At 47.2% G+C, this 22,612-nt stretch carries 23 protein-coding genes; 1 reads left to right on the top strand and 22 read right to left on the bottom strand.

Annotated elements, in window-relative coordinates; all coding sequences use genetic code 11:
• Positions 1-86: 86 nt before the first annotated feature.
• Genes AC8GFU_RS03095 through AC8GFU_RS03000 form a run of 20 tightly spaced genes read right to left on the bottom strand, consistent with a single transcriptional unit; the run spans position 87 to position 18,455 of the window.
• On the bottom strand, positions 87-794 hold the full coding sequence (locus tag AC8GFU_RS03095) for a VIT1/CCC1 transporter family protein (protein ID WP_506627045.1): 708 nt from the start codon (positions 792-794) through the stop codon (positions 87-89).
• Positions 795-814: 20 nt separating this feature from the next.
• Positions 815-1,621 (bottom strand): prolipoprotein diacylglyceryl transferase, encoded by an 807-nt coding sequence (gene lgt, locus AC8GFU_RS03090; protein WP_506627044.1) that lies wholly within the window; start codon positions 1,619-1,621, stop codon positions 815-817.
• Between the two features lie 3 nt (positions 1,622-1,624).
• Complete coding sequence (locus AC8GFU_RS03085) at positions 1,625-2,332, bottom strand: DsbA family protein (RefSeq protein ID WP_506627043.1); 708 nt, start codon at positions 2,330-2,332, stop codon at positions 1,625-1,627.
• Positions 2,333-2,334: 2 nt separating this feature from the next.
• Entirely contained in the window at positions 2,335-2,823 is a 489-nt protein-coding gene (locus AC8GFU_RS03080; RefSeq protein WP_506627042.1) for a MauE/DoxX family redox-associated membrane protein, read from the bottom strand.
• Complete coding sequence (trpA, locus tag AC8GFU_RS03075; RefSeq protein WP_506627041.1) at positions 2,820-3,620, bottom strand: tryptophan synthase subunit alpha; 801 nt, start codon at positions 3,618-3,620, stop codon at positions 2,820-2,822. Before trpA ends, AC8GFU_RS03080 begins: the two co-directional genes overlap by 4 nt.
• Complete coding sequence (gene trpB / locus AC8GFU_RS03070) at positions 3,620-4,801, bottom strand: tryptophan synthase subunit beta (RefSeq protein WP_506627040.1); 1,182 nt, start codon at positions 4,799-4,801, stop codon at positions 3,620-3,622. The genes trpA and trpB overlap by 1 nt, the downstream gene beginning before the upstream one ends.
• Before the next feature lie 3 nt (positions 4,802-4,804).
• Entirely contained in the window at positions 4,805-5,578 is a 774-nt protein-coding gene (gene trpC, locus AC8GFU_RS03065; RefSeq protein WP_506627039.1) for an indole-3-glycerol phosphate synthase TrpC, read from the bottom strand.
• Entirely contained in the window at positions 5,575-5,745 is a 171-nt protein-coding gene (locus AC8GFU_RS03060; protein WP_506627038.1) for a hypothetical protein, read from the bottom strand. The genes trpC and AC8GFU_RS03060 overlap by 4 nt, the downstream gene beginning before the upstream one ends.
• Positions 5,742-7,229 carry an anthranilate synthase component I gene (locus AC8GFU_RS03055; RefSeq protein ID WP_506627037.1) on the bottom strand — a complete coding sequence of 496 codons (1,488 nt, stop codon included), beginning with the start codon at positions 7,227-7,229 and terminating at the stop codon, positions 5,742-5,744. Before AC8GFU_RS03055 ends, AC8GFU_RS03060 begins: the two co-directional genes overlap by 4 nt.
• Positions 7,230-7,571, bottom strand: a complete 342-nt coding sequence (hisI, locus tag AC8GFU_RS03050) for a phosphoribosyl-AMP cyclohydrolase (protein ID WP_506627036.1) — start codon at positions 7,569-7,571, stop codon at positions 7,230-7,232. It abuts the gene before it with no gap.
• Between the two features lie 14 nt (positions 7,572-7,585).
• On the bottom strand, positions 7,586-8,359 hold the full coding sequence (hisF, locus tag AC8GFU_RS03045; RefSeq protein ID WP_506627035.1) for an imidazole glycerol phosphate synthase subunit HisF: 774 nt from the start codon (positions 8,357-8,359) through the stop codon (positions 7,586-7,588).
• A complete protein-coding gene (priA, locus tag AC8GFU_RS03040; RefSeq protein WP_506627034.1) occupies positions 8,356-9,081 on the bottom strand; it encodes a bifunctional 1-(5-phosphoribosyl)-5-((5-phosphoribosylamino)methylideneamino)imidazole-4-carboxamide isomerase/phosphoribosylanthranilate isomerase PriA in 726 nt (241 codons plus the stop codon). The genes hisF and priA overlap by 4 nt, the downstream gene beginning before the upstream one ends.
• Entirely contained in the window at positions 9,078-9,680 is a 603-nt protein-coding gene (hisH, locus tag AC8GFU_RS03035) for an imidazole glycerol phosphate synthase subunit HisH (RefSeq protein ID WP_506627033.1), read from the bottom strand. The genes priA and hisH overlap by 4 nt, the downstream gene beginning before the upstream one ends.
• On the bottom strand, positions 9,677-10,261 hold the full coding sequence (gene hisB, locus AC8GFU_RS03030; RefSeq protein WP_506627032.1) for an imidazoleglycerol-phosphate dehydratase HisB: 585 nt from the start codon (positions 10,259-10,261) through the stop codon (positions 9,677-9,679). The genes hisH and hisB overlap by 4 nt, the downstream gene beginning before the upstream one ends.
• A gap of 13 nt (positions 10,262-10,274) precedes the next feature.
• Positions 10,275-11,360 (bottom strand): histidinol-phosphate transaminase, encoded by a 1,086-nt coding sequence (locus AC8GFU_RS03025; RefSeq protein ID WP_506627031.1) that lies wholly within the window; start codon positions 11,358-11,360, stop codon positions 10,275-10,277.
• Positions 11,360-12,667, bottom strand: coding sequence for a histidinol dehydrogenase (gene hisD, locus AC8GFU_RS03020; RefSeq protein ID WP_506627030.1), 1,308 nt, complete (start codon positions 12,665-12,667; stop codon positions 11,360-11,362). The genes AC8GFU_RS03025 and hisD overlap by 1 nt, the downstream gene beginning before the upstream one ends.
• A 42-nt stretch (positions 12,668-12,709) precedes the next feature.
• Complete coding sequence (gene dnaE, locus AC8GFU_RS03015) at positions 12,710-16,207, bottom strand: DNA polymerase III subunit alpha (protein WP_506627029.1); 3,498 nt, start codon at positions 16,205-16,207, stop codon at positions 12,710-12,712.
• Between the two features lie 18 nt (positions 16,208-16,225).
• Positions 16,226-17,167: an RluA family pseudouridine synthase gene (locus tag AC8GFU_RS03010; protein WP_506627028.1), complete on the bottom strand. Its 942-nt coding sequence runs from the start codon at positions 17,165-17,167 to the stop codon at positions 16,226-16,228.
• Between the two features lie 2 nt (positions 17,168-17,169).
• Entirely contained in the window at positions 17,170-17,649 is a 480-nt protein-coding gene (gene lspA, locus AC8GFU_RS03005; RefSeq protein WP_506627027.1) for a signal peptidase II, read from the bottom strand.
• A gap of 2 nt (positions 17,650-17,651) precedes the next feature.
• Positions 17,652-18,455, bottom strand: a complete 804-nt coding sequence (locus AC8GFU_RS03000) for a TraR/DksA family transcriptional regulator (RefSeq protein ID WP_506627026.1) — start codon at positions 18,453-18,455, stop codon at positions 17,652-17,654.
• Positions 18,456-18,726: 271 nt separating this feature from the next.
• On the opposite strand from AC8GFU_RS03000, the gene ileS reads away from it, so the two are divergent.
• Positions 18,727-21,837 carry an isoleucine--tRNA ligase gene (gene ileS, locus AC8GFU_RS02995; RefSeq protein WP_506627025.1) on the top strand — a complete coding sequence of 1,037 codons (3,111 nt, stop codon included), beginning with the start codon at positions 18,727-18,729 and terminating at the stop codon, positions 21,835-21,837.
• On the opposite strand, the gene AC8GFU_RS02990 is transcribed toward ileS, so the two are convergent.
• Positions 21,834-22,118, bottom strand: a complete 285-nt coding sequence (locus AC8GFU_RS02990; protein ID WP_506627024.1) for a YggT family protein — start codon at positions 22,116-22,118, stop codon at positions 21,834-21,836. The genes ileS and AC8GFU_RS02990 overlap by 4 nt on opposite strands.
• 3 nt (positions 22,119-22,121) lie before the next feature.
• Entirely contained in the window at positions 22,122-22,604 is a 483-nt protein-coding gene (locus AC8GFU_RS02985; RefSeq protein ID WP_506627023.1) for a cell division protein SepF, read from the bottom strand.
• Positions 22,605-22,612: the final 8 nt, after the last annotated feature.

The raw sequence follows: 22,612 nt of genomic DNA, 5'->3' as shown, positions 1-22,612 counted from the left end.
GTGTACAGGGACATCCTTGGCCCGTCTTGCTTAGTGCGAAATCGTAGCAACAAGTAGGTAGAAGGGAAGCCTCGGAAGCGGTGAAATCAGAGGCCAGATACGTTGGCGAGTTGACCAATTCCAGCGGTGATCGCCATACCCAAGCAGCCACCGATCATCACGCGAATGGTGGGAGCTAGGACCTTTGAGCCTGAAGTTCGAGCGGAGACAACACCGGTCAGCAGTAGACCAGCCATTGTGAATCCGATGATGCTCCACGCCTTAGCACCCAGAGTTGGTGCGAAGGCTCCAGCAAATGGAATCAAACCACCGGCGGTAAACGAGATCGCTGACGCAATAGCTGCCTGCACGGGGCGGGCCTTTGTATGTGGATGTTGACCTAGCTCATCGCGAAGGTGCGCTTCCAGTGGATCCTTACGATGCATTTCAAGTGCAACCTGCAAAGCAAGCTCTGGAGTTAAACCGCGATTAATGTAAATATGTTGTAGCTCCTGAAGTTCGCCATCTGGATCTGCTGCCAGATGCTGAATCTCCAAAAGGCGATCTGATTCTTCAACATCATTTTGAGAACGGACAGAAACATATTCGCCAACAGCCATCGACATCGCACCAGCTGTAATTCCGGCGATACCTGCCGTTACGAGAAAATCATTTTTACCCGCAGCTGCAACACCAATCATCAATGATGCGGTTGAAACGAGTCCATCATTTGCTCCCAATACAGCGGCACGTAACCAACCTGCGCGATGGGTGCGATGTTCAAGGTTTCTCTTGTAGACCTCTTCTAAACTCATGCAACGAGCCTACCTGAAAGCTATTGCTGTTGTTTTGAGGCGCGAGCAAAAAAGCTAAGTGCAGATAGGGCGACGATCACACTCACCCAGACATTTACGCGTAAACCGGCGATGGTATTGGCTGAATCAATCCGAATGAGTTCGATGAAGAATCGGCCCAAACAGTAGGCAAATACATACCCTGCAAAAACCTGACCCGGCTTCCACCTGTTTCCAAATGCAATGAGGGCAATCGCAACAAGGGTGCACCACAAAGCTTCATATAAAAATGTTGGGTGAAAACTTTCAAATTGGCTGTAGCCATATGGTCGATACTTAAAAGGGACTTCAAGCGCCCACCAGGTATCTAGTGGACGACCAAATAACTCTCCATTAAACCAATTTCCAAAACGTCCAATTGCTTGAGCTAGAAGAATTCCTGGTGCTAACGCATCGGCAAAAACTGCAAATGATGGGAGCTCAATTCGCTTTTGCAATGATCGATATCGAAGGAAAGCGCCTAATAACCCTAGGGAAATAGCGCCCCAAATACCTAAGCCACCCTCCCAAATTTTGAAGGCAGCTAATGGGTTTCCGTTGCTTCCGAAGTATGCAGAAGGGGATGTGATCACGTGATACAGACGGCCACCTATAACACCAGCTGGTACCGCAGTGATTGCAACTTCAGATACAACATGTGCACCCAATGGAGTTGCAGCACGAAATCTTTTGTCACCCAACCAAATTGCAACTGCAACACCAGTGATGATGCACAGCGCGTAGTAATGAATAGTTAATGGCCCAATTTCTAACGCCGAATTACTTGGCGTTGGAAAGGCGAGCAACAAGGTTTAAGCAGCCTCTACAGCGGCTTTGAACTCTGCAAGGTTAAAGTCTGGGCTCTTGCGCTCCCAAAGTTTTCCGTTGATGAAAACAGTTGGAGTTCCCTTCACTCCATACTTTTCCATCGAATCGTAATTTGCTTTCACAAGATCAATCTTGGATCCCTTGTTCACGCAATCTGCAAACTTTGTCGAAGTGATTCCGATCTTGGATCCGATCGCCACCAACTTTTCAATGCTCCAGAAACCTGAGTTTTCAAGTGGTGATTGAACCGCGTATAAAGCGTGGTGGAAATCTAAGTACTGACCTTCATCTGCGGCGCAAAATGATGCGTTAGCTGCACGAACAGATTCATCACCTAAGAATGAAAGAACATGGAAACGAACAGTTGCCTTGTTGTCGCGAACTAATGATTCGATGTAATCACCATTTGCATCTTCGAAGTTCTTACATACAGGGCACTGTGGGTCTTCCCACACATCTATAACCTTTGCTTGACCAGGATTGAGCACAATCGCTGAACCATTTGCTGGATCAATTGTTGCGGTTACTGCTGGCTTTAACTTTGTGCCATCAAGTGCTGCAAGTGAGGCGTTCTCCTTGTTGTTCTGGCTCATCAATGAGAAGACAACTCCAGTGACTACAACTAATAAGACCATCGCGATGACGATCCAACGTGTTGTGTTGTCCTGAGCTTTCGCCTTTTGCTGTGCCATCGTTACTCCTCCACCGCTGCTTTTTCAAAGGAAAGTTTTCCGTATGGGAAAAGGTATAGATAAAGGGCTGCTAGAGCCAAACCTAAATCGCGCATTATTTCTATGAAGTAGGTCCTATGCACCTGTGCCGCAAGAGAAGGATCGATTTCCCCGCCTCCGCCAAAGCAGCCACAGTCAATGAGTAACCCTCGCGCCCACACCGAAGCGATTGCCGCGGTAAATACAAGCATGATCGCTCCACCAATGAGCGCAGCTGGACGAACCATAATTCCAATGATGAGCAACAGTGCAATTGCTACCTCAAGCCACGGCAATGCATACCCAACAAGATGAGCAAGATTTGCTGGGAGAATTTTGTACGCTGCAACTGCATTTGCTGAGTCAGTTGGTTTATTAAGTTTTAAACCACCAGCGACAAGCAGAACTCCGCCTAATAGCAATCGTGCCAATAAAGTGATCTGAGGTTGGAAACGAGCGTTGAAGTTTTTCATCGTCCTTCACGGACTCCTAGCGCCAATTCAGATGCTAAATGTGAAATTGCAGCTAAGCCTTCTTGCTCGCTCTTTGCTTCAAGCAGCAACTTAATAAATGCAGAGCCAACAATGACGCCATCGGCGTATGCAGCTAATGATTTTGCTTGCTCCCGCGTTGAAACACCTAAACCAACAGAGATTGGTAAATCTGTAACAGAACGAACTCGTGCAACTAAATCAGCAGCACCAGTTGAAACACTGTTTCGAGTACCCGTGACACCCATCAAACTTGCAGCGTAAACAAAACCACTTGTCTTAGAGGTGACTTCGGCAAGGCGTGCATCCTTGGTGCTTGGTGCAACAACATAAATCGGATTGATTTGTGCCTTAGCTGTAGCAGCAAGCCAGCCCGTCGATTCTTCAATTGTCAGATCGGGAGTAATTACACCCGATCCCCCATTATCTGCGATCGCTTGCGCAAACTTTTCAACTCCGTACTTTTCAATCGGATTCCAGTAAGTCATGACAACCGCCGCAACACCGGTGCTACTTGCAACCTTTAATGCAGCAAATACATCTGCAGCATTAGTACCTGCTTTCAGAGATATATCTGCGGCCTCTTGAATTACCGGGCCATCCATCACTGGATCGCTGTAAGGAAAACCAATTTCAATTGCATCTACACCTGCATCAGCAAGTGCTTGGATCGCCATTGCGCACCCTGCTTGAGATGGAAATCCTGCTGGAATATATGCAATCAGCGCTGCGCGATTTTCTGCGCGCACCTTGGCCATTACAGAATCGAGTTGCGTCATTACAGCGGAATTCCAAAGTATTCGGCCGCTGTTTGCACATCCTTATCTCCACGTCCAGATAAGTTAATCAACAAATTCGCATCAGGGCCAAGCTCTTTACCTACAACAAGTGCACCTGCCAATGCGTGTGCGGTTTCAATTGCCGGAATAATTCCTTCGGTCTTGCTCATTAAAGCAAAGGCAGCCATTGCAGCATCATCATTAATCGCACGATACTCAGCGCGACCGATGTCATGAAGATATGCATGCTCTGGTCCTACACCTGGGTAATCAAGACCTGCTGAAATTGAGTGCGATTCAATTGTTTGACCATTTGCATCTTGCAATACATATGAACGAGTTCCATGAAGAACACCTGGAGATCCACCAGTGATTGTTGCTGCATGGCGACCGGTTTCAACTCCATCACCACCTGCTTCAAGACCAATTAAACGCACACTTTCATCTGGGATAAATGCATTAAAGATTCCAATTGCATTAGATCCCCCACCTACGCAAGCAAGGATTGCATCAGGCAAGCGACCGGTGAGTGCGAGCATTTGCTCACGGGCTTCCTCGCCAATAATTTTGTGGAAATCACGCACCATTGTTGGGAATGGATGTGGACCTGCAACTGTTCCTAAAAGGTAATGAGTATCGGCAACATTGGTAACCCAGTCGCGCATCGCTTCATTAATTGCATCTTTCAAAGTTTTTGATCCTGAAGTAACTGGAACAACTTCGGCGCCAAGCAATTTCATACGTGCAACATTGAGCGCTTGGCGACGTGTGTCTTCCTCGCCCATGTACACAACGCAATCGAGTCCCATAAGCGCTGCAGCTGTTGCAGATGCAACACCATGCTGACCTGCTCCAGTTTCGGCGATGATGCGCTTCTTGCCCATGCGCTTTGTTAATAGCGCTTGACCTAAAACATTGTTGATCTTGTGACTACCTGTGTGATTGAGATCTTCACGCTTCAAAAAGATTCGCGCGCCACCTGCATGTTCAGAAAATCGCTTAGCTTCGGTAATGATGCTGGGGCGACCTGTGTAACTGCGATGAAGTTCGGCAAGCTCTGCCAGAAATTCGGGATCTTTTTGTGCCGAGTTATGTGCGGCCTCTAACTCTTCAAGTGCGCCAATTAAAGCTTCGGGAACGAAGCGTCCACCATATTCACCAAAGTGGCCGATTGCGCTCATGAGTTAAAGCCTACCTAGCAATTGGTTGATCGCAACACGAGGATCACCTGCACGAACTAACGCCTCGCCTACCAAGATCGCGGTGGCTCCATTGCTTTGCGCAAATGCAACCTCTTCGCGGGTGGAAATACCGGATTCAGCAACTCGAGCGATTGTTGATGGGATTTGTGGAATTAATTGGGCAAAGGCTTGTGCGTCAACATCAAGTGTCTTCAAATTACGTGAGTTAACTCCAATGATGTCAGGAGAAATATCTAACGCACTTTCTAACTCTAATGGTGTGTGCACTTCAATCAATGCACGCATTCCAAGCTCTTTTGATAAGTGAAAGTAATCTTCCAATTGATTTTTGCTTAGTGCAGCAACGATCAACAAAACTACATCTGCACCATGAGCGCGTGCTTCATAAAATTGGTAATCATCAACCATGAAATCTTTGCGCAATACGGGAAGGTCAACCGCTTTACGTACCGCATCTAAATCTGCCAATGATCCGCCAAATCGACGTTGTTCCGTTAGGACGCTAATGACAGATGCGCCAGCCTCTTCATACTGCGCAGCAAGGCCAGCCGGATCTGTGATTGCAGCAAGGGCGCCTTTGCTGGGCGATGATCTTTTTACTTCAGCGATAACTGAAATCTCTTCGGTGAGCAGAGTTGCCAAACAATCTCGTACTGCAGGTGCCTGCTCTAATTGTTCGTGCAGCTGCCCCATAGGTAGTCGACGTGCAGCTAAATCCTCACGCACACCTTCGATAATCGAATCGAGAACGCTCATTGATGAACATCCTCGGTTGGATCTATTCCTTTATCTAAAGCGTTCCACGAGTTAAGTACACGCGGCTTGCGTTCGTAGCGGGACGATAAATTAAATTTTCTGCCAATTAAAACAACTAACACCATCACAACAACAGCCATGCCAGCGATCGTTAAGTAATCCTTCATCGCACATCACCTAAACGATTTGCAGCATGCACCGCGGTTAAAACAGCGGCAGCTTTATTGCGACATTCTTGGTTTTCAGATTCAGGATCAGAGTCTGCAACTACACCTGCACCTGCTTGAACGTAAGCGGTTCCTTGGTGCAATAACGCGGTACGGATTGCGATACAGGTATCAATATTGCCTGTGAAATCAAGATACCCAACGATGCCGCCGTAAACACCGCGTCTAGTTGTTTCAAGCTCTTCGATAATCTCCATTGCGCGAGGCTTTGGTGCACCTGACAGGGTTCCAGCCGGAAATACAGAAAAGAGTGCATCTACTGGTGTTGCTTTATCAGCAAGCTTTCCAATAACTGTAGAAACAATATGCATCACATGTGAGTAACGCTCGATATGCATGAAGTCCACAACCTCTACTGAACCTGGTGCGCACACTCGACCTAAATCATTGCGTCCTAGATCTACCAGCATTAAATGCTCAGCACGTTCTTTTGGATCTGCCAGTAACTCTTCTGCAAGGCGATGATCCTCTTCGGGATTTGCAGAGCGTTTTCTGGTGCCAGCAATGGGATGGATCATTACATCTTTTTGATTTACCTTTACAAGTGCTTCAGGACTTGAACCAACAATTTCAATTCCATCGGTAAAGCGGAACAAATACATATATGGAGATGGATTGTTCAGGCGCAACATACGATAGACATCAATTGCGTCAGCAGTACATGGCATCGCAAAACGTTGTGATAGCACCACCTGAAAAGCCTCGCCTGCAAGAATCTCTTCCTTTACCTTTGCAATATTTTCCTTGAATTGATCTGCAGAAATATTGCCTTCGTAATGAGGTAATGAGAAATCTGGAATTGCTGTCGCATCCCCAGTTAATGGTGTTGAAAGATCGGCTTGCATGCGATCTAAACGTTCGACGCAAGAAGCGTACGCCTCATCGATTCGATCATCGCTTCCATCCCAGTTAATTGCATTTGCAATCAATGTGATGGTTCCATCGCTGTGATCTAGTACTGCAAGATCACTTGTAAGCATGAATGAAAGTTCGGGCAGCGGAATATCTTTTGTTGTCAGATCAGGTAAGCGTTCAAGGCGACGCACAACGTCGTACCCCATGAATCCAACGAGGCCACCAGTAAGTGGTGGAAGCCCTGCAATCTTCGGAGATTTCAAATGAGCTGCAGAAAGGCGAAGTGCTTCCAATGGATCAATTCCAGTTGGTGCTCCAGCTGGTGCGGTTCCTTGCCAGTACGCAAGACCATCTTTTTCGCTCAAAGTTGCTTCGCTGCGCACACCGATAAATGAGTACCGTGACCAAGCACCGCCGTGTTCTGCAGACTCCAATAAAAAAGTGTTATCGGCACTCTTGGCTAATTTGCGATACACGCCAAGTGGTGTTTCACCATCTGCAAGTAAACGACGAGAAACTGGAATGACATTTGAAACCTTCGCATAGGCGCGAAACTCTTCTATGTTCACTTACTTGCCAAGCTCTAATGGTGTGTGAAAACAGGTGCGATCCCCCGTATGGCAGGCAGCTCCGGTTTGAGTAACTTTGAGAAGTAATGCATCTCCATCGCAATCAAGTGCAACTGAATGAACATCTTGGTAGTGACCAGATGTTGCACCCTTCACCCACAGTTCATTGCGGCTACGGCTCCAGTATGTTGCTTTGCCGGTTGAAAGTGTGAGCGCTAAAGATTCGGCGTTCATGTACGCCAACATCAACACTTCATTATTTGTAACATCTTGAACAATCGCTGGAATTAATGCAGCAGGATCCTTCAGCAACGCTTCTACCTGAGGATCGATTGTCGTCATGTGCTCATTCTGCCTTAACGAGCAGCCAACGTGCGCACCGGATAATTGTGCTTACCCAGATATGACTTCACATCTCCAATGCGGTGAATTCCGAAGTGAAATACGCTCGCAGCTAGCAGCGCATCGGCACCTGCATCCAGGGCTGCCGAGAAATCTTCGAGGCTTCCAGCTCCGCCACTTGCGATCAAAGGCACCTTCGATACTGCACGAACTGCGGTAATCATTCCGATGTCATACCCTGCACGAGTTCCATCAGCATCCATTGAATTAAGAAGAATCTCGCCAACACCTAATGCGCACGCCTTTTCAACCCAAGCAAGTGCATCGAGTCCAGCGCTTTGTCGGCCGCCATGTGTTGTGACCTCAAAACCAGATTCAGTGTTAGCGCGACGAGCATCAACTGAAATTACTAAAACCTGTGAGCCAAATCGATCTGCGATTTCAGCGATTAATTCAGGGCGTGCGATTGCAGAGGTATTGATTGAAACCTTGTCCGCACCTGCTCGAAGTAAACGATCTACATCTTCAACACTGCGAATTCCACCACCAACAGTTAGCGGGATAAATACCTGCTCTGCGGTACGACGAACAACATCCAAAGTAGTTTCACGTCCTGCAACACTTGCCGAGATATCTAGAAAGGTAAGTTCATCGGCGCCTTCGAGGTTATACAAGGATGCCATTTCAACTGGATCGCCAGCATCGACAAGATCGGTGAAGTTAACACCTTTAACTACGCGGCCATCGGTTACATCTAGGCACGGAATGATGCGAACAGAAAGAGTCATTTACCGCTGACCTTCAGCGCTTGTTCTAATGTGAACTTTCCTGCATACAAAGCTTTACCAACGATCGCACCTTCTACACCTGTTCCAACTAGTGCCGTTAGGGCGGCGATGTCATCAAGGGAAGAAATTCCACCACTTGCAATTACCGGCTTACTTGTTGCGGCACATACCGATTTCAATAATTCAATATTTGGTCCAGCTAAAGTTCCATCCTTAGCAACATCTGTTACGACATAACGAGCGCAACCATCGCGATCTAAACGAGCAAGAGTTTCAAAAAGATCTCCGCCCTCTTTTGTCCAACCACGTGCTGCAAGTGTGTGACCACGAACATCAAGGCCAACTGCAATCCGGTCCCCATGTTCTGCAATCACACGTGCGGTCCATTCAGGATCTTCAAGTGCTGCAGTTCCGAGATTCACTCGGCGACAACCGGTGGCAAGTGCGCGCTTTAAAGATTCATCATCGCGAATTCCACCAGAAAGTTCGACCTTGATATCAAGCTTTCCAACAACTTCGGCAAGTAGCGCAGAGTTTTCGCCACGACCAAATGCTGCATCAAGATCTACTAAGTGCAGCCATTCAGCACCTGCTGCTTGAAATTCAAGGGCAACATCTAGTGGTGCGCCGTAAATGCTTTCCTTTTCAAGTTCGCCTTGAACTAATCGAACAGCGCGACCATCTTTAACATCAACTGCAGGCAATAGTTCTAGGTAACTCATAGCGATCCCACCCAATTCTTAATTAACGCCAAGCCTGCTGCACCAGATTTTTCTGGATGAAACTGCGTTGCACTGATGTAGCCATCTTCAACAGCAGCTAAAAACTTTTCTCCATGGGTACTCCACGCCTGCGTTGTACCTACAGCTTGCTTTGCTGCATAGGAGTGAACAAAGTAAAAGGACTCACCTTCGACACCGCTAAACAGCGTAGATGTAGTTGCAGCTTCTACGGTGTTCCATCCCATGTGAGGAAGGATTGGTGCATCTAATTTCGATACGACGCCTTGCCAAATTCCAATACCTGCATGAGCTCCCTTTTCGGAGTGTTCAGTACCTTCGCTAAACATAATTTGCATACCGATACAGATTCCTAAAGTTGGACGTTCTTTTGCTAAACGTTCACGAACAATTGCTGCACCATCAACCGCATTTAATCCGCTCATGCATGCAGCAAATGCGCCAACACCTGGAACTACTAATCCATCTGCTTCAAGTGCAACTGATCGATCAGATGTAACAACTACATCTTTTCCTGCTGTTGCAAATGCGCGTTCGGCTGATCGTAGATTTCCAGATCCGTAATCAAGAATTGCTATCAAAGAGAACCTTTTGTAGATGGGATTCCGGCAACTCTGCCATCTAGTGAAACTGCGTCACGTAATGCACGTGCAACAGCTTTGAATTGTGCTTCAAAAACGTGGTGAGCGTTACGACCTTCAAGTACGCGGATGTGTAATGCAATTCGCGCCTCAGCAACGATTGATTCCCAGATGTGCTTTCCGAGTGTTGTATCAAAGGTTCCGATAAGTTCAACAATCTCTGGCTGACGGTGCACTAGGTATGGGCGACCTGAAAGATCTACCGCTGCCTGAACAAGCACCTCATCCAATGGAACCATTGAATCTCCAAAGCGACGGATGCCAGCCTTATCGCCAAGTGCTTCGCGAAGTGCCTGACCAAAGGCAAGGGATGTGTCCTCAACTGTGTGGTGTGAATCAACATCAACATCACCAGTTGTCTTAACTGTTAGATCAAAACCTGAGTGCTTGCCCAACTGAGACATCATGTGATCGAAGAATGGAACCCCTGTTGCAACATCAATGATGCCTTGGCCATCAAGATTGATCTCAACGAGTACATGTGACTCCTTGGTCTTTCTTTCGACGCGTGCTGTTCTCATGGGTCTCTCCTTCTTAAATGAGCTCTTTGAGGGCTGAAATAAATAAAATGTTTTCGGCTTCATTGCCAATGGTCACTCTTAAGTACCCTGATAATCCCACATCTCGAATCAGAACACCCTTTTCCAGCAGCGCAGCCCACAGTTGTGGCGCATCCTGCTTGAATCCAGTGAACAAAACAAAGTTAGCGCTGCTTGGAATGGTGGCAAGGCCCATGTCGTGCAGTGCCTGAACAACATGTGTTCGTGCAGCGATAAGGGTTGAAACCCCTCCTAATAACTCAGCACGGTGATCGATGGCAACAACAGCTGCAGCTTGAGTTAATGCACTGAGGTGATACGGCAAGCGCACAATCATCATCGCATCTTTAACACTTGCATCACTTACCAAATAACCAACACGTGCACCAGCAAAGGCAAATGCCTTGCTCATCGTGCGAATAACAATTACATGTGGGTTATTGGCAATTAATGTAACCGCAGATATTTCTTGCGAGAACTCTGCATACGCCTCGTCAACAACTAGTAATCCCCCAACAGATTTAGCAGCATCTGCCAACATCTGAATGGAATCAATTGTGACTGCACCACCAGTTGGATTATTAGGTGTTGTAATAAAGATCAAAGTTGGTTTGTGCTTTTGGATCTCTGCGACAGCATCTGCGGTATTAAGCGAAAAGTCTGCGTTGCGCTTTCCATCAATCCATGACGACCCAGTCACCTTCGCGATCAAAGGGTGCATTGAATAGGAAGGTGTGAAACCTAAAACTGAACCTTGGACAAAAGCTAAGAAGATTGATTGAATAATCTCGTTAGATCCGTTAGCAGCCCACAGGTTGTCTGCTGAAAACTTTGTGCCACTTTGCTCGTTTATGTAATCCGCCAGCTTTGTGCGCAGAACAGTTGCATCACGATCTGGGTAGCGATTTAAATCAGAAGCAACCTTTGCAACAGCATCGGTGATCGCCTTTTGCAATGCAGGTGAAGGAGAGTAGGGATTTTCATTGGTATTTAAAGCTGCGCGAGCCGGAACTTGTGGCGCACCGTATGGAGATAGCGGACGCAAGTTATCGCGCAGCGGTAACCAACTTGGCCAAGCCATTACAAATTCTCCAAGCGCGCAGTCATTGCTTCACCGTGTGCCGGTAAATCTTCAGAGTTTGCAAGGGTTACAACTGTGTCAACAATGTCTGTAAATGCCTTTTGACCGTATTCGATAAAGTGCAATCCACGTAGGAAAGTCTGTACAGAGAGCCCACTTGAGTGACATGCACATCCACCAGTTGGAAGAACGTGGTTTGAACCTGCAGAGTAATCACCTAATGAAACAGGTGAGAATCGACCAATAAATACCGCACCTGCGTTACGAATCTTTGCTGCATCTGAGCGTGAATTACGTGTTTGAATTTCAAGGTGCTCTGCAGCATAAGCGTTAACAACATCTAAGCCTTGTGCGATGTCATCGACCAATGCGATCGCAGATTGCACACCAGATAGCGCGGTCTTAATTCGATCTGAGTGCTTCGTCGCTGCTACACGAATCTTTAACTCTGCTTCAACAGCTGCTGCTAGTTCGACAGAATCAGTTACTAATACCGCAGCTGCGATTACATCGTGTTCTGCCTGGCTAATTAAATCTGCGGCAACATCTGCAGCAATCGCCGATGAATCTGCCAGCACTGCGATTTCAGTTGGTCCTGCCTCTGAATCAATTCCGATTACTCCGCGAAGTGCCCGCTTGGCAGCGGCAACATAAATATTTCCGGGTCCGGTTACCAGATCTGCCTTTTCGCAGACACCTTCCATACCGTAAGCAAACAAGGCGATCGCTTGCGCTCCCCCAACCGCATACACCTCGGAGATTTCAAGCAGTGCACATGTTGCAAGAATTGTTGGGTGAGGCAATCCGCCAAACTCTTTTTGCGGAGGTGAAGCAACAGCGATTGATTGAACCTTTGCAATCTGTGCTGGGATTACATTCATCATGACGCTACTTGGATACACAGCGCGTCCACCTGGAACATAGAGACCGACACGATCTACGGGAATCCATTTTTCAGTAACTGTTCCGCCATCGACAACGGTGGTTGTCTTTTCGCTACGAAGTTGATCATTGTGAACTTTAGTGATGCGAACAATTGAAAGCTCTAACGCGGTGCGAATCGCGGGATCTAATTGAGATAGCGCTTTATCAAGTTCTGTTTGTGGAACTCTGATGGCAGCTGGAGTGACGCCATCAAACTCTTGAGCCAATGCGATCAGATCGGACTCATTGCCATTCTTAACTCGCTCCATAATGGGCTCGATCAGCACCATCGCCTCTTGCACATTGAGCGTGGCTCGGGGCAGTTCAGAGTTGTATTGGGCTTTAGACAGGGCTCGTCCGCGCAGGTCAACGGTACGAATCATTGGGTAATTGTAACGGCAAGGCGGTTGGCCTTGCTCATTAAATTAAACGAGGCAGTTAGGGCCCAAAATTGATTTCAAATCCGCGCTCAAACTTGGTGATGAAGTGATCAACGCATCAACCTTCATTACTGTGCTGCTGCCATTATCCAGAAGCTGCAAATGCACTTCACGCTTTCCGGGATGTGAACGCAAAATCTCTTTAATGCGATCAACTACAGGTGGAGTGCATTGTTGAATCGGCAATGAAATCACTAGTGGGCCTGTAGGGCCTGCACTGATATCTGGCATCGACATTTCAAGTGCGGTAAATCGCAGTGCATCTTCGCGACGATCAACACGACCACGAACTGTGACGATGCGATCCTCAGTCAATGACATTGAGTACTGATTGTAAGTATTTGCAAAGAACAAGACTTCTAGCGCACCTTCAAGATCTTCAACGGTTACAACCGCCCATGATGCACCTTGACGCGAAACCTTTCGGGTAACACTTGTGATTAAGCCGCCGATGGTGACAATTGATTCGTGCTGTGCGCCATCATCAACTAACTCGCTGATGGACATATCTGTGTTGGCGCGCAAGACATGTTCAACACCCAGCAATGGATGATCTGAAACATACAGACCTAACATTTCGCGTTCGTAGGACAAGAGCATCGCCTTGTCCCATTCGCCCGTAGGTACTTCGATATCTAATCCCGAAACAGCGGTGACCGCTTCTCCGCCGAACAAATCAAACTGTCCGATCGCTTCGGCACGCTTTGATTCAATGACAGAATCAATAGCTTCAAGGTGGACAGCGATTAATCCCTTACGAGTTGAGCCGAGTGATCCAAAGGCACCTGCTTTGATCAAAGATTCGATTGTCTTCTTATTGCAGACCTGCGCATCAACCTTTGCTAAGAAATCACCAAAGGATGTAAAGCGACCCTTTGCATCACGCGCATTCTTAATAGATGCAACAACACCTTCACCGACATTGCGAATTGCAGCCAGTCCAAAGCGAATATCTACTCCGCGTGGCGTGTATTCAGCATCGGATTCATTGACATCAGGCGGCAGAACCTTGATTCCCATGCGGCGACATTCAGACAGATACAAAGCTGACTTATCTTTATCGTCACGAACAGAGGTCAAAAGCGCTGCCATATATTCAGTTGGAAAGTTCGCCTTTAAATACGCGGTCCAGTATGAAACAACGCCATAACCAGCTGAGTGCGCACGGTTAAATGCGTAATCAGAGAAGGGAATTAGCACTTCCCATAAACGTTTAATGGCGGCGGTAGAGAAACCATTTTCCTTCATGCCCGCTTCGAATGGAACGTATTCCTTATCCAGGATGTCCTTATTCTTCTTACCCATCGCCTTTCGCAAAAGATCTGCGCGACCCAAGGTAAAGCCGGCAACCTTTTGGGCAATCGCCATTACCTGCTCTTGGTAAACGATTAAGCCGTATGTGTCACCCAAAATATCCTGCAGCGCATCAGATAGTTCAGGGTGAATTGGCTCAACAGGCTTGCGACCATTTTTACGATCTGCATAGTTGTTGTGCGCGTTTTCGCCCATTGGTCCTGGACGGTACAAAGCAATAACCGCGGAAATATCTTCAAATGAATCTGGAACCATGCTTCGAAGCAGCGCACGCATTGGTCCACCATCGAGCTGAAATACACCCAAGGTGTCTCCGCGACCAAGTAATTCGTAAGTCTTTGGATCATCCAGCGTTAAATCTTCAAGCACTACATCTTTTCCTTGATTTGCTTTGATGTTAAGTAAACAATCATCAAGTACTGAAAGATTTCGAAGTCCCAAGAAATCCATCTTGAGCAGACCAGTTGCTTCGCACGCACCCATATCGAACTGAGTGATGATCGCTCCATCTGCTTCGCGGCGATGAATCGGAATAACATCCAACAAAGGTTCGCGAGACAAGATAACTCCTGCAGCGTGAACACCCCATTGACGCTTCAAACCTTCAAGACCACGTGCGGTATCAACAACACGTTTTGAATCAGGATCTGAGTTATAGAGAGCGCGGAACTCTCCTGCTTCTCCATAACGATCATCCTTGGGATCAAAGACTCCCCCAAGAGAAATGTCCTTGCCCATCACAGATGGTGGCAACGCCTTAGTTAACTTTTCGCCAACAACATATGGATAACCAAGTACTCGAGTTGAATCCTTGATCGCTTGCTTAGATTTAATAGTTCCGTAAGTAATGATCTGAGCAACGCGATCTTCACCATACTTATTAGTGGCATAACGAATCATTTCGCTGCGACGACGTTCATCAAAGTCCAAGTCGATATCAGGCATCGAAATACGTTCTGGATTTAGGAATCGCTCAAACAAAAGCCCGTGCTCGAGTGGATCTAAACCGGTGATTCCCAGCGCGTATGCAACGAGTGATCCCGCAGCAGATCCACGACCTGGACCTACGCGAATTCCAACCTTCTTTGCATGACCAACTAGGTCGGCAACAACAAGGAAGTAACCCGGAAAGCCCATCTTCTCCATAACGCCAAGCTCATACTTCAGGCGATCTTCATGTGCTGGAGTTAAACGAGCACCTAAACGCTCTTTCAGGCCGCGCTCTGCCTCTTTTTTCAACCAACTATCTTCAGTTTCACCTGTTGGAACCTCAAACTGTGGCAGCAGATTTTCGCCTTCGCGCAAGGTGATGTTGCAACGTTCAGCAATTAATAAGGTGTTGTCACAACTTTCAGGAATATCTTTGAAAAGTTCGCGCATTTGAGCAGCGGTCTTTACATAGAAGGTGTCATTATCAAATTTAAATCTCTTGGGATCTGCCAAGGTAGAACCTGATTGCACACATAACAACGCTTCATGCGCGCCAGCATCCTCTTGGCGTGTGTAGTGAAGATCGTTAGTTGCAAGAAGCGGCAGACCAAGTTCCTTACCCAACTTCATTAAATCTGCTTTAACACGGGATTCAATTTCAATCCCGTGATCCATTACTTCAAGAAAGAAATTTTCCTTGCCGAAGATGTCGCGGTAAGCGCTAGCTGCTTTGATCGCTTCTTTATAAGCACCCATGCGCAAACGAGTTTGGATTTCTCCACCAGGACAACCTGTTGTTGCGATCAATCCCTTTGAATACTGAGCAAGCAGTTCGCGGTCCATGCGAGGCTTGTAGTAATAACCTTCAAGGGATGCAAGAGATGAAAGACGAAATAGATTTCCAAGACCTTCATTATTTTCAGCCAAGATCGTCATGTGGGTATAGGCGCCACCACCTGACACATCATCTTCTCCACCATCGGCCCATTGCACGCGCTTCTTATCAAAACGTGATTCAGGAGCAACGTAGGCTTCAATTCCAATAATTGGTTTTACATCAGCTTTTTTAGCAGCTTTATAAAAATCAAATGCACCAAACACATTTCCGTGATCTGTCATGGCGATCGCCGGCATGCCCTGCGCCTTAACTTCAGACATTAAATCGCCAACACGAGCAGCGCCATCGAGCATTGAATACTCGGTATGGACGTGCAGATGGACGAAGTTATCGTTGGACATGATTGGCGAGATTAGTGGTTAAGGCAGAACGGCGTCGGAAAGCAACGCCAGCGAGCGTGTGAGATCGGCCGGGTATGGGGCTTCAAAGTTCAAAGCCTGGCCAGTGATTGGGTGGGCAAAGTGAAGTTCGGCAGCGTGAAGCCAAGGTCGAGACATTCCTAAACTCTTACCCAGCACGGGATCTGCACCATACGTCGTATCCCCCACCAATGGATGGTGAAGTGCTGAAAAGTGAACACGAATCTGGTGAGTACGTCCGGTTTCCAATTCAATCTTCACCATTGAAACGCCACGATAAAACTCCATGACCTCGTAGTGCGTGATTGATTCTTTACCTGTTGCAATAACTGCAAAGCGGTGATCTTCCTTTGGATGGCGATCGATTGGTGCATCGATAGTTCCAGTTGTTGGATCCATGTGACCCTGAACTAATGCGTGATACACCTTGTCGACTGTGCGATTTCGGAAGGCATCTTTCAATACATGAAAAGCCTTGTCGCTCTTTGCAACGATCATCAAGCCACTTGTACCAACATCAAGACGATGAACAATTCCCTGACGCTCTGCGGGACCAGTTGTTGAAATTGTGTAACCAGCTGCCATCAATGCACCAACAACTGTTGGGCCGGTCCATCCTGGACTTGGGTGTGCTGCACATCCGATTGGCTTATCAATAACAACGATGTCATTGTCATCGTAAATAATGCTTAGGCCTTCGATAGGCGTAAGTGGAATTGGATCTGCATTAATTGGAGCTGGCATCAAAACTTCTATAACTTGACCTGCAGTAACCCGATCAGATTTTGGCATTTGCTTTCCGCCAGTGGTGATGTCGCCATCTTCAAGTAGCTTCACAACTGCGGTGCGCGATAACCCTAAAACGCGAGTTAATGCGCTGTCGATACGTTCGCCGGCAACACCTTCAGGAACAGTTAATGTGCGATGTTCACGGTTGCTCATACCTAGGAGCCTACCTTTGTTATGGGTGGGATATTTCGCCCCGTCAAAATCATCGAAATCAAGGCTGCGATGACAATTGCTGAATCAGCTACGTTAAATATCGGCCAATGTGGGAGCTGCATCCAGTCAATGACATGTCCGCGTAAAACACCTGGTTCACGGAAGATCCGATCAACTAAATTGCCCAGAATTCCGCCCATTACTAACCCCAAAACAACCGCCCAGCCTTTAGATGTAATTTGTGGAGAAAAGTAAAAAATCGCAACTAGTACTGCGATTCCGAACAAGGATAAAAAGATTGTTGCACCTTCAGCAAATGAAAATGCTGCGCCAGAATTTCGCACAAAGGTTAATTGGAAAAATGAACCAAGTACTTTGATATTTGATCGATGGGAAAGGGTGCTAACCGCCCAGATTTTTGTAGCTAGATCTAAAACCCACACAAACCAGGCAACACTAAAAAGTGTGCGCCATGTGCGCACAGTTAGCGCCGTTCTTCCTTCTGCTTGCACAGCATGCAGAGAGTTGCGCGAGGGAAAACTTGTAGACGTGCCTTACCAATTGGAGAACCGCACTCTTCGCAGTTTCCATAACTCTTGTTATCGATGCGCTCAAGTGCGCGCTCGGTTTGCAAAACCATGTCACGTGCATTGATAACCAATGACATCTCATGTTCGCGTTCAAAAGTCTTTGTTCCAGCATCTGCTTGATCATCGCCAGCGCCTTCGCCAGATTCCTGGATTAACTCATCCATCTCACGTTCAACAACTGCAAGCTCTTTACGCAAGCGCTCGAGCTCCTTTGAAATTTCTGTGCGGATCGCTTTAATTTCAGCGGCGGTCCATGGAGATTCAGAGTCGCTAACAACAACAGGAATTGGAGCGCCCTTTATTGGCTTTAGTGGTGCAATCTTCTTACCGCTCTTAACGGGACGCGGTGGAGGTGGCATAACCAAGCGACGTTCCTCAACAACTGGCGCAACAACTGGCGCAGTTACCGTTGAAACTGAAACAGTCTGTGATTTTTCATCAACTGTAAGAGTTGTCTTTGAAGGAAATGGCTTTCCGGGAGCTTTCTTTACAGGAATACTTTTAACTGAAGCTTTCTTGGCAGGGGCCGCCTTCTTCGCTGGAGCTTTCGCAGCAGCTTTCTTGGCAGGTGCTGCCTTCTTAGCGACCTTCTTTACCGCCGCTTTCTTGGCGACCTTTTTTACCGCCGCCTTCTTTGCAGGAGCCTTTTTAACCGCAGCTTTCTTCGCGGCCGCTTTCTTTACAGGCTTCTTAGGCATGTCGCGAACCTTATGCCCAAGCGGGCGCGGTTACCAATTTCGCCACGGTCATTCTTTTATATCCCCATGAACTACACTTAAGCCCTCGCGTAAGCGGCGTTGACGGGGCCATCACCTCACGAGCCAGCAGGAAGAATTGAGCGAAAAGCTCATGTAGAACCGGCACGCAAGATATGAAGTGGTGCATTTCGATGCACAAGGCGGGTGGTACCGCGAACGCTGTGAATGCAGCGATCGTCCCTCCAGAGATTGTTTTCTGGAGGATTTTTTTATGTCATTTCGCGCTATTCCAGCAGCTGTTGATCTGCCTGCCGTCGAACATTCAATTTTAAAGTTCTGGCGCGAAAACTCAATCTTTGAACAAACCGTTGCGGCACGCGAAGGTGCACCAGCCTGGACTTTTTATGAAGGTCCACCAACTGCAAATGGAATGCCTGGTACTCACCACATTGAAGCTCGCGTATTTAAGGATTTGTTTCCACGTTTTCACACCATGAAGGGCAAGCAGGTAACTCGTAAAGCGGGTTGGGATTGCCATGGTCTTCCAGTTGAAATCGCAGTTGAAAAAGAGCTTGGTTTTTCTGGCAAGGGAGATATCGAAAAGTTTGGTATCGCACCATTTAATGACAAGTGTCGCGAATCAGTTCAGCGTCACGTAAGTGCATTTACAGATATGACAGATCGCATGGGCTTCTGGGTTGATTTTGATGAAGCGTATTGGACGATGTCACCAGAATATGTTGAATCTGTGTGGTGGTCTCTGAAAGAGATTTGGAAAAAGGGATTATTAGTTCAGGATCATCGCGTTGCTCCGTACTGCCCTCGTTGCGGAACAGGGTTATCAGATCACGAGTTAGCGCAAGGGTATGAGACTGTTACAGATCCATCTGTCTTTGTTCGCTTTCCAGTTACATCTGGTGAATTAGCACCGCTTAACGCATCTTTATTGGTCTGGACCACTACCCCATGGACATTGGTTTCCAACACAGCTGTTGCTGTTCACCCAGATGTTGAATATGTAGCAATTGAAGTGACACATGAAGAGACAACTGAAGTTTTGGTTGTTGCTCAAAATTTGATGGAGACAGTTAAGGGCGAGAAGAAGATCCTAAAGACGATGTTGGGCAAAGAGCTTGAGCGCGTTACATACAAGCGACCATTTGATTACATCGAAATTCCAGATGCTCACTATGTTGTTCTTGCAACTTATGTAACAACTGAAGATGGAACCGGCTTAGTTCACCAAGCACCAGCATTTGGTGCAGATGACTTAGCGGTGTGCCGTAGCTATGGATTGCCTGTTGTAAATCCAATTGCACCTGATGGACATTTCTTAGCTGATGTTCCAGTTGTTGGTGGAGTATTTTTCAAAGAGGCAGATAAAGCGTTGGTAAAGGAGCTCAAGGCAAGCGGTGCGCTGTACAAGCATCAGCAGTATGAGCACACCTACCCACATTGCTGGCGCTGTCACACAGCGTTGATGTACTACGCGCAACCTTCTTGGTACATCCGCACCACTTCTATTAAAGATGCGCTGCTGCGAGAAAATGCTGCGACTGATTGGCATCCCGAAACAATCAAGGAAGGCCGATACGGCGACTGGCTAAACAACAACATTGACTGGGCGCTTTCACGTAACCGTTATTGGGGAACACCGCTTCCAATTTGGCGTTGCGAAAACAAGCATGAAATTTGTGTTGATTCACTGAAGGAGCTTGGCGCACTTGCTGGACAGGAGCTTTCAAACCTTGATCCGCACCGTCCATTTGTAGATGACATCACCTTTGCTTGCGCAGAATGTTCACAAACAATGACACGAGTGCCCGAAGTTATCGATTGCTGGTATGACTCAGGTGCCATGCCATTTGCTCAATGGGGATATCCGCACAAAGAAGGTTCAGTAGAAAAGTTCAAGGCTTCATACCCTGCTGACTTTATTTGCGAAGCGATCGATCAAACTCGTGGCTGGTTCTACACATTAATGACTATTGGAACCTTGGTCTTTGATCAATCCTCATATAAAACAGTTTTGTGCCTAGGCCACATCCTGGATAAGGATGGACGCAAAATGAGTAAGCACCTTGGCAATGTTCTAGAGCCAATGGCTTTGATGGATCAACACGGCGCAGATGCGGTTCGTTGGTACATGTTGGCGGCGGGATCTCCGTGGGCTGCTCGTCGCGTTGGCCATGACAGCATCAACGAGGTTGTTCGCAAGACATTGCTTACCTATTGGAACACAGTGTCATTCCACGCTTTGTATGCAAAGGCATCAAACTTTGAACTGTCACAAACACCTGCGGTGGCAGATCGTCCATTGATGGATCGCTGGATCATCTCTGAACTCAATCTTTTGGTTCAAGAGGTTGATGCAGCGCTAGAAGATTTTGATTCACAGATTGCAGGACGTGCACTTGCTCGTTTTATTGATGATCTTTCAAACTGGTATGTGCGACGTTCACGTCGACGTTTCTGGGATGGAGATGTAGCAGCACTTGGAACCTTGCATGAGTGCTTGGTAACTCTTACTCAGTTGCTCGCTCCCCTAGTTCCATTTATTACTGAACAGGTGTGGCAGGAGCTAGTACGCCCAACTGATGCAAGCGCTCCAACATCTGTACACCTTTCTGATTGGCCTGTTGCAGATCAATCAGCGATCAATACAGAACTTGGCGCTCAGGTTGCATTGACTCGACGGATTGTTGAACTTGGTCGTGCAACTCGTGCTGAATCAGGTATCAAGATTCGCCAGCCATTGGGTCGCGCACTCATTGCAGCAAGTGGTTGGTCAACATTGCCAGAAGCAATGCGCGAACAAATTGCAGATGAATTGAATGTTCAAACCCTTGAGGACATTGCAAATGCTGATGGAGATTTAGTTGATATCAGCGTGAAGGCTAACTTCAAATCATTGGGCGCAAAGTTTGGTGGCGCTGTACAAGAGATCGCTAAGGCGATCGCTGCAGCTGATGCCACTGTTCTGGTGAAGACCCTTCGCTCAACTGGCTCAACTACGGTTGGCACCTGGGAGATTGCACTAGATGACCTCGTTGTTACTGAGGTTCCAAAATCAGGATGGAGCGTTTCATCCCACGATGGCGAAAGCGTTGCCCTGGATCTACAACTAACCCCTGCCCTGATCGCTGCAGGAAATGTGCGTGAAGTAATCAGATTTATTCAGGAGCGTCGCAAGAGCGATGGCTTTGAGATCTCTGATCGAATTACCGTCACATGGAATGCATCAGCTGAGATTGCTGCAGCTATTGAAGCTGATCAACAGCACATCGCAGATGAGGTTTTGGCGACATCAATGGTGCGCGATAGTGCGCTAGCGATTACAGATACTGAGATTGGTGTTGAAGTTAAGTTAGCCAAGAATTAAATCCGGCTAACAAAACCCATCAAGATTTGTGTTCCGAAAAAGAGCACAATGAAACTCATATCTAGACTTACTGCACCCAATCGAAGTGGTGGAACGAAACGTCCCACAAACTTCATTGGCTTGTCTGTGATTGTGTAGATCGCTTCAACCAAGTAAAGAACTGGACCGCGTGGTCGCCAGGTGCGTGAAAACATCTGGATGTAATCAAAGATCAAACGACCTAATAGGGCGTAGAGAAATACTTGCAGAATTGTTGCAAGTAGTGAGCCGACGCTCAACATGAATCAGCTCTGGTTAAAGAAGCTTGCTTGTGCAGCGGCTGATTTATCTTCAGTGCTGACATTTACATTTGCAGGCGAGATCAAGAAAACCTTCTTGGTAACGCGTTCAATTGTTCCGTGCAAACCAAATGCAAGACCAGATGCAAAATCAACTAGGCGCTTGTGCTCTGACTCATCCATCTCAGTCAGATTAATAATGACTGGATTGCCTTGGCGGAAGTGCTCACCGATTGTGCGCGCTTCGTTGTAGTAACGAGGATGCAAGGTAATGATGCGATCCAAAGTTGGAAGATCAAGTTGTGGAGCAACTTCGACTACTGATGTGTGACGAACTGCTGACACGGCACGTGGCTCGCGAGTTTTGATTCGGACATCACCTGTTGCTGGAACAGCTGGTGTAGATGATGACTGTGTTTGTGGAGTATCGAACTCAGGATCATCCATCAAACCAAGGTAATTAGCGACACGGCGGATTGCATTAGACATAGTGAAAG

Source organism: Planktophila warneckei (SeqCode), from assembly GCF_965234675.1.
Taxonomy (GTDB): domain Bacteria; phylum Actinomycetota; class Actinomycetes; order Nanopelagicales; family Nanopelagicaceae; genus Planktophila; species Planktophila warneckei.
The sequence above is the reverse complement of the archived record's forward strand: the minus strand, read 5'-3'. Positions and strand labels throughout refer to the sequence as shown.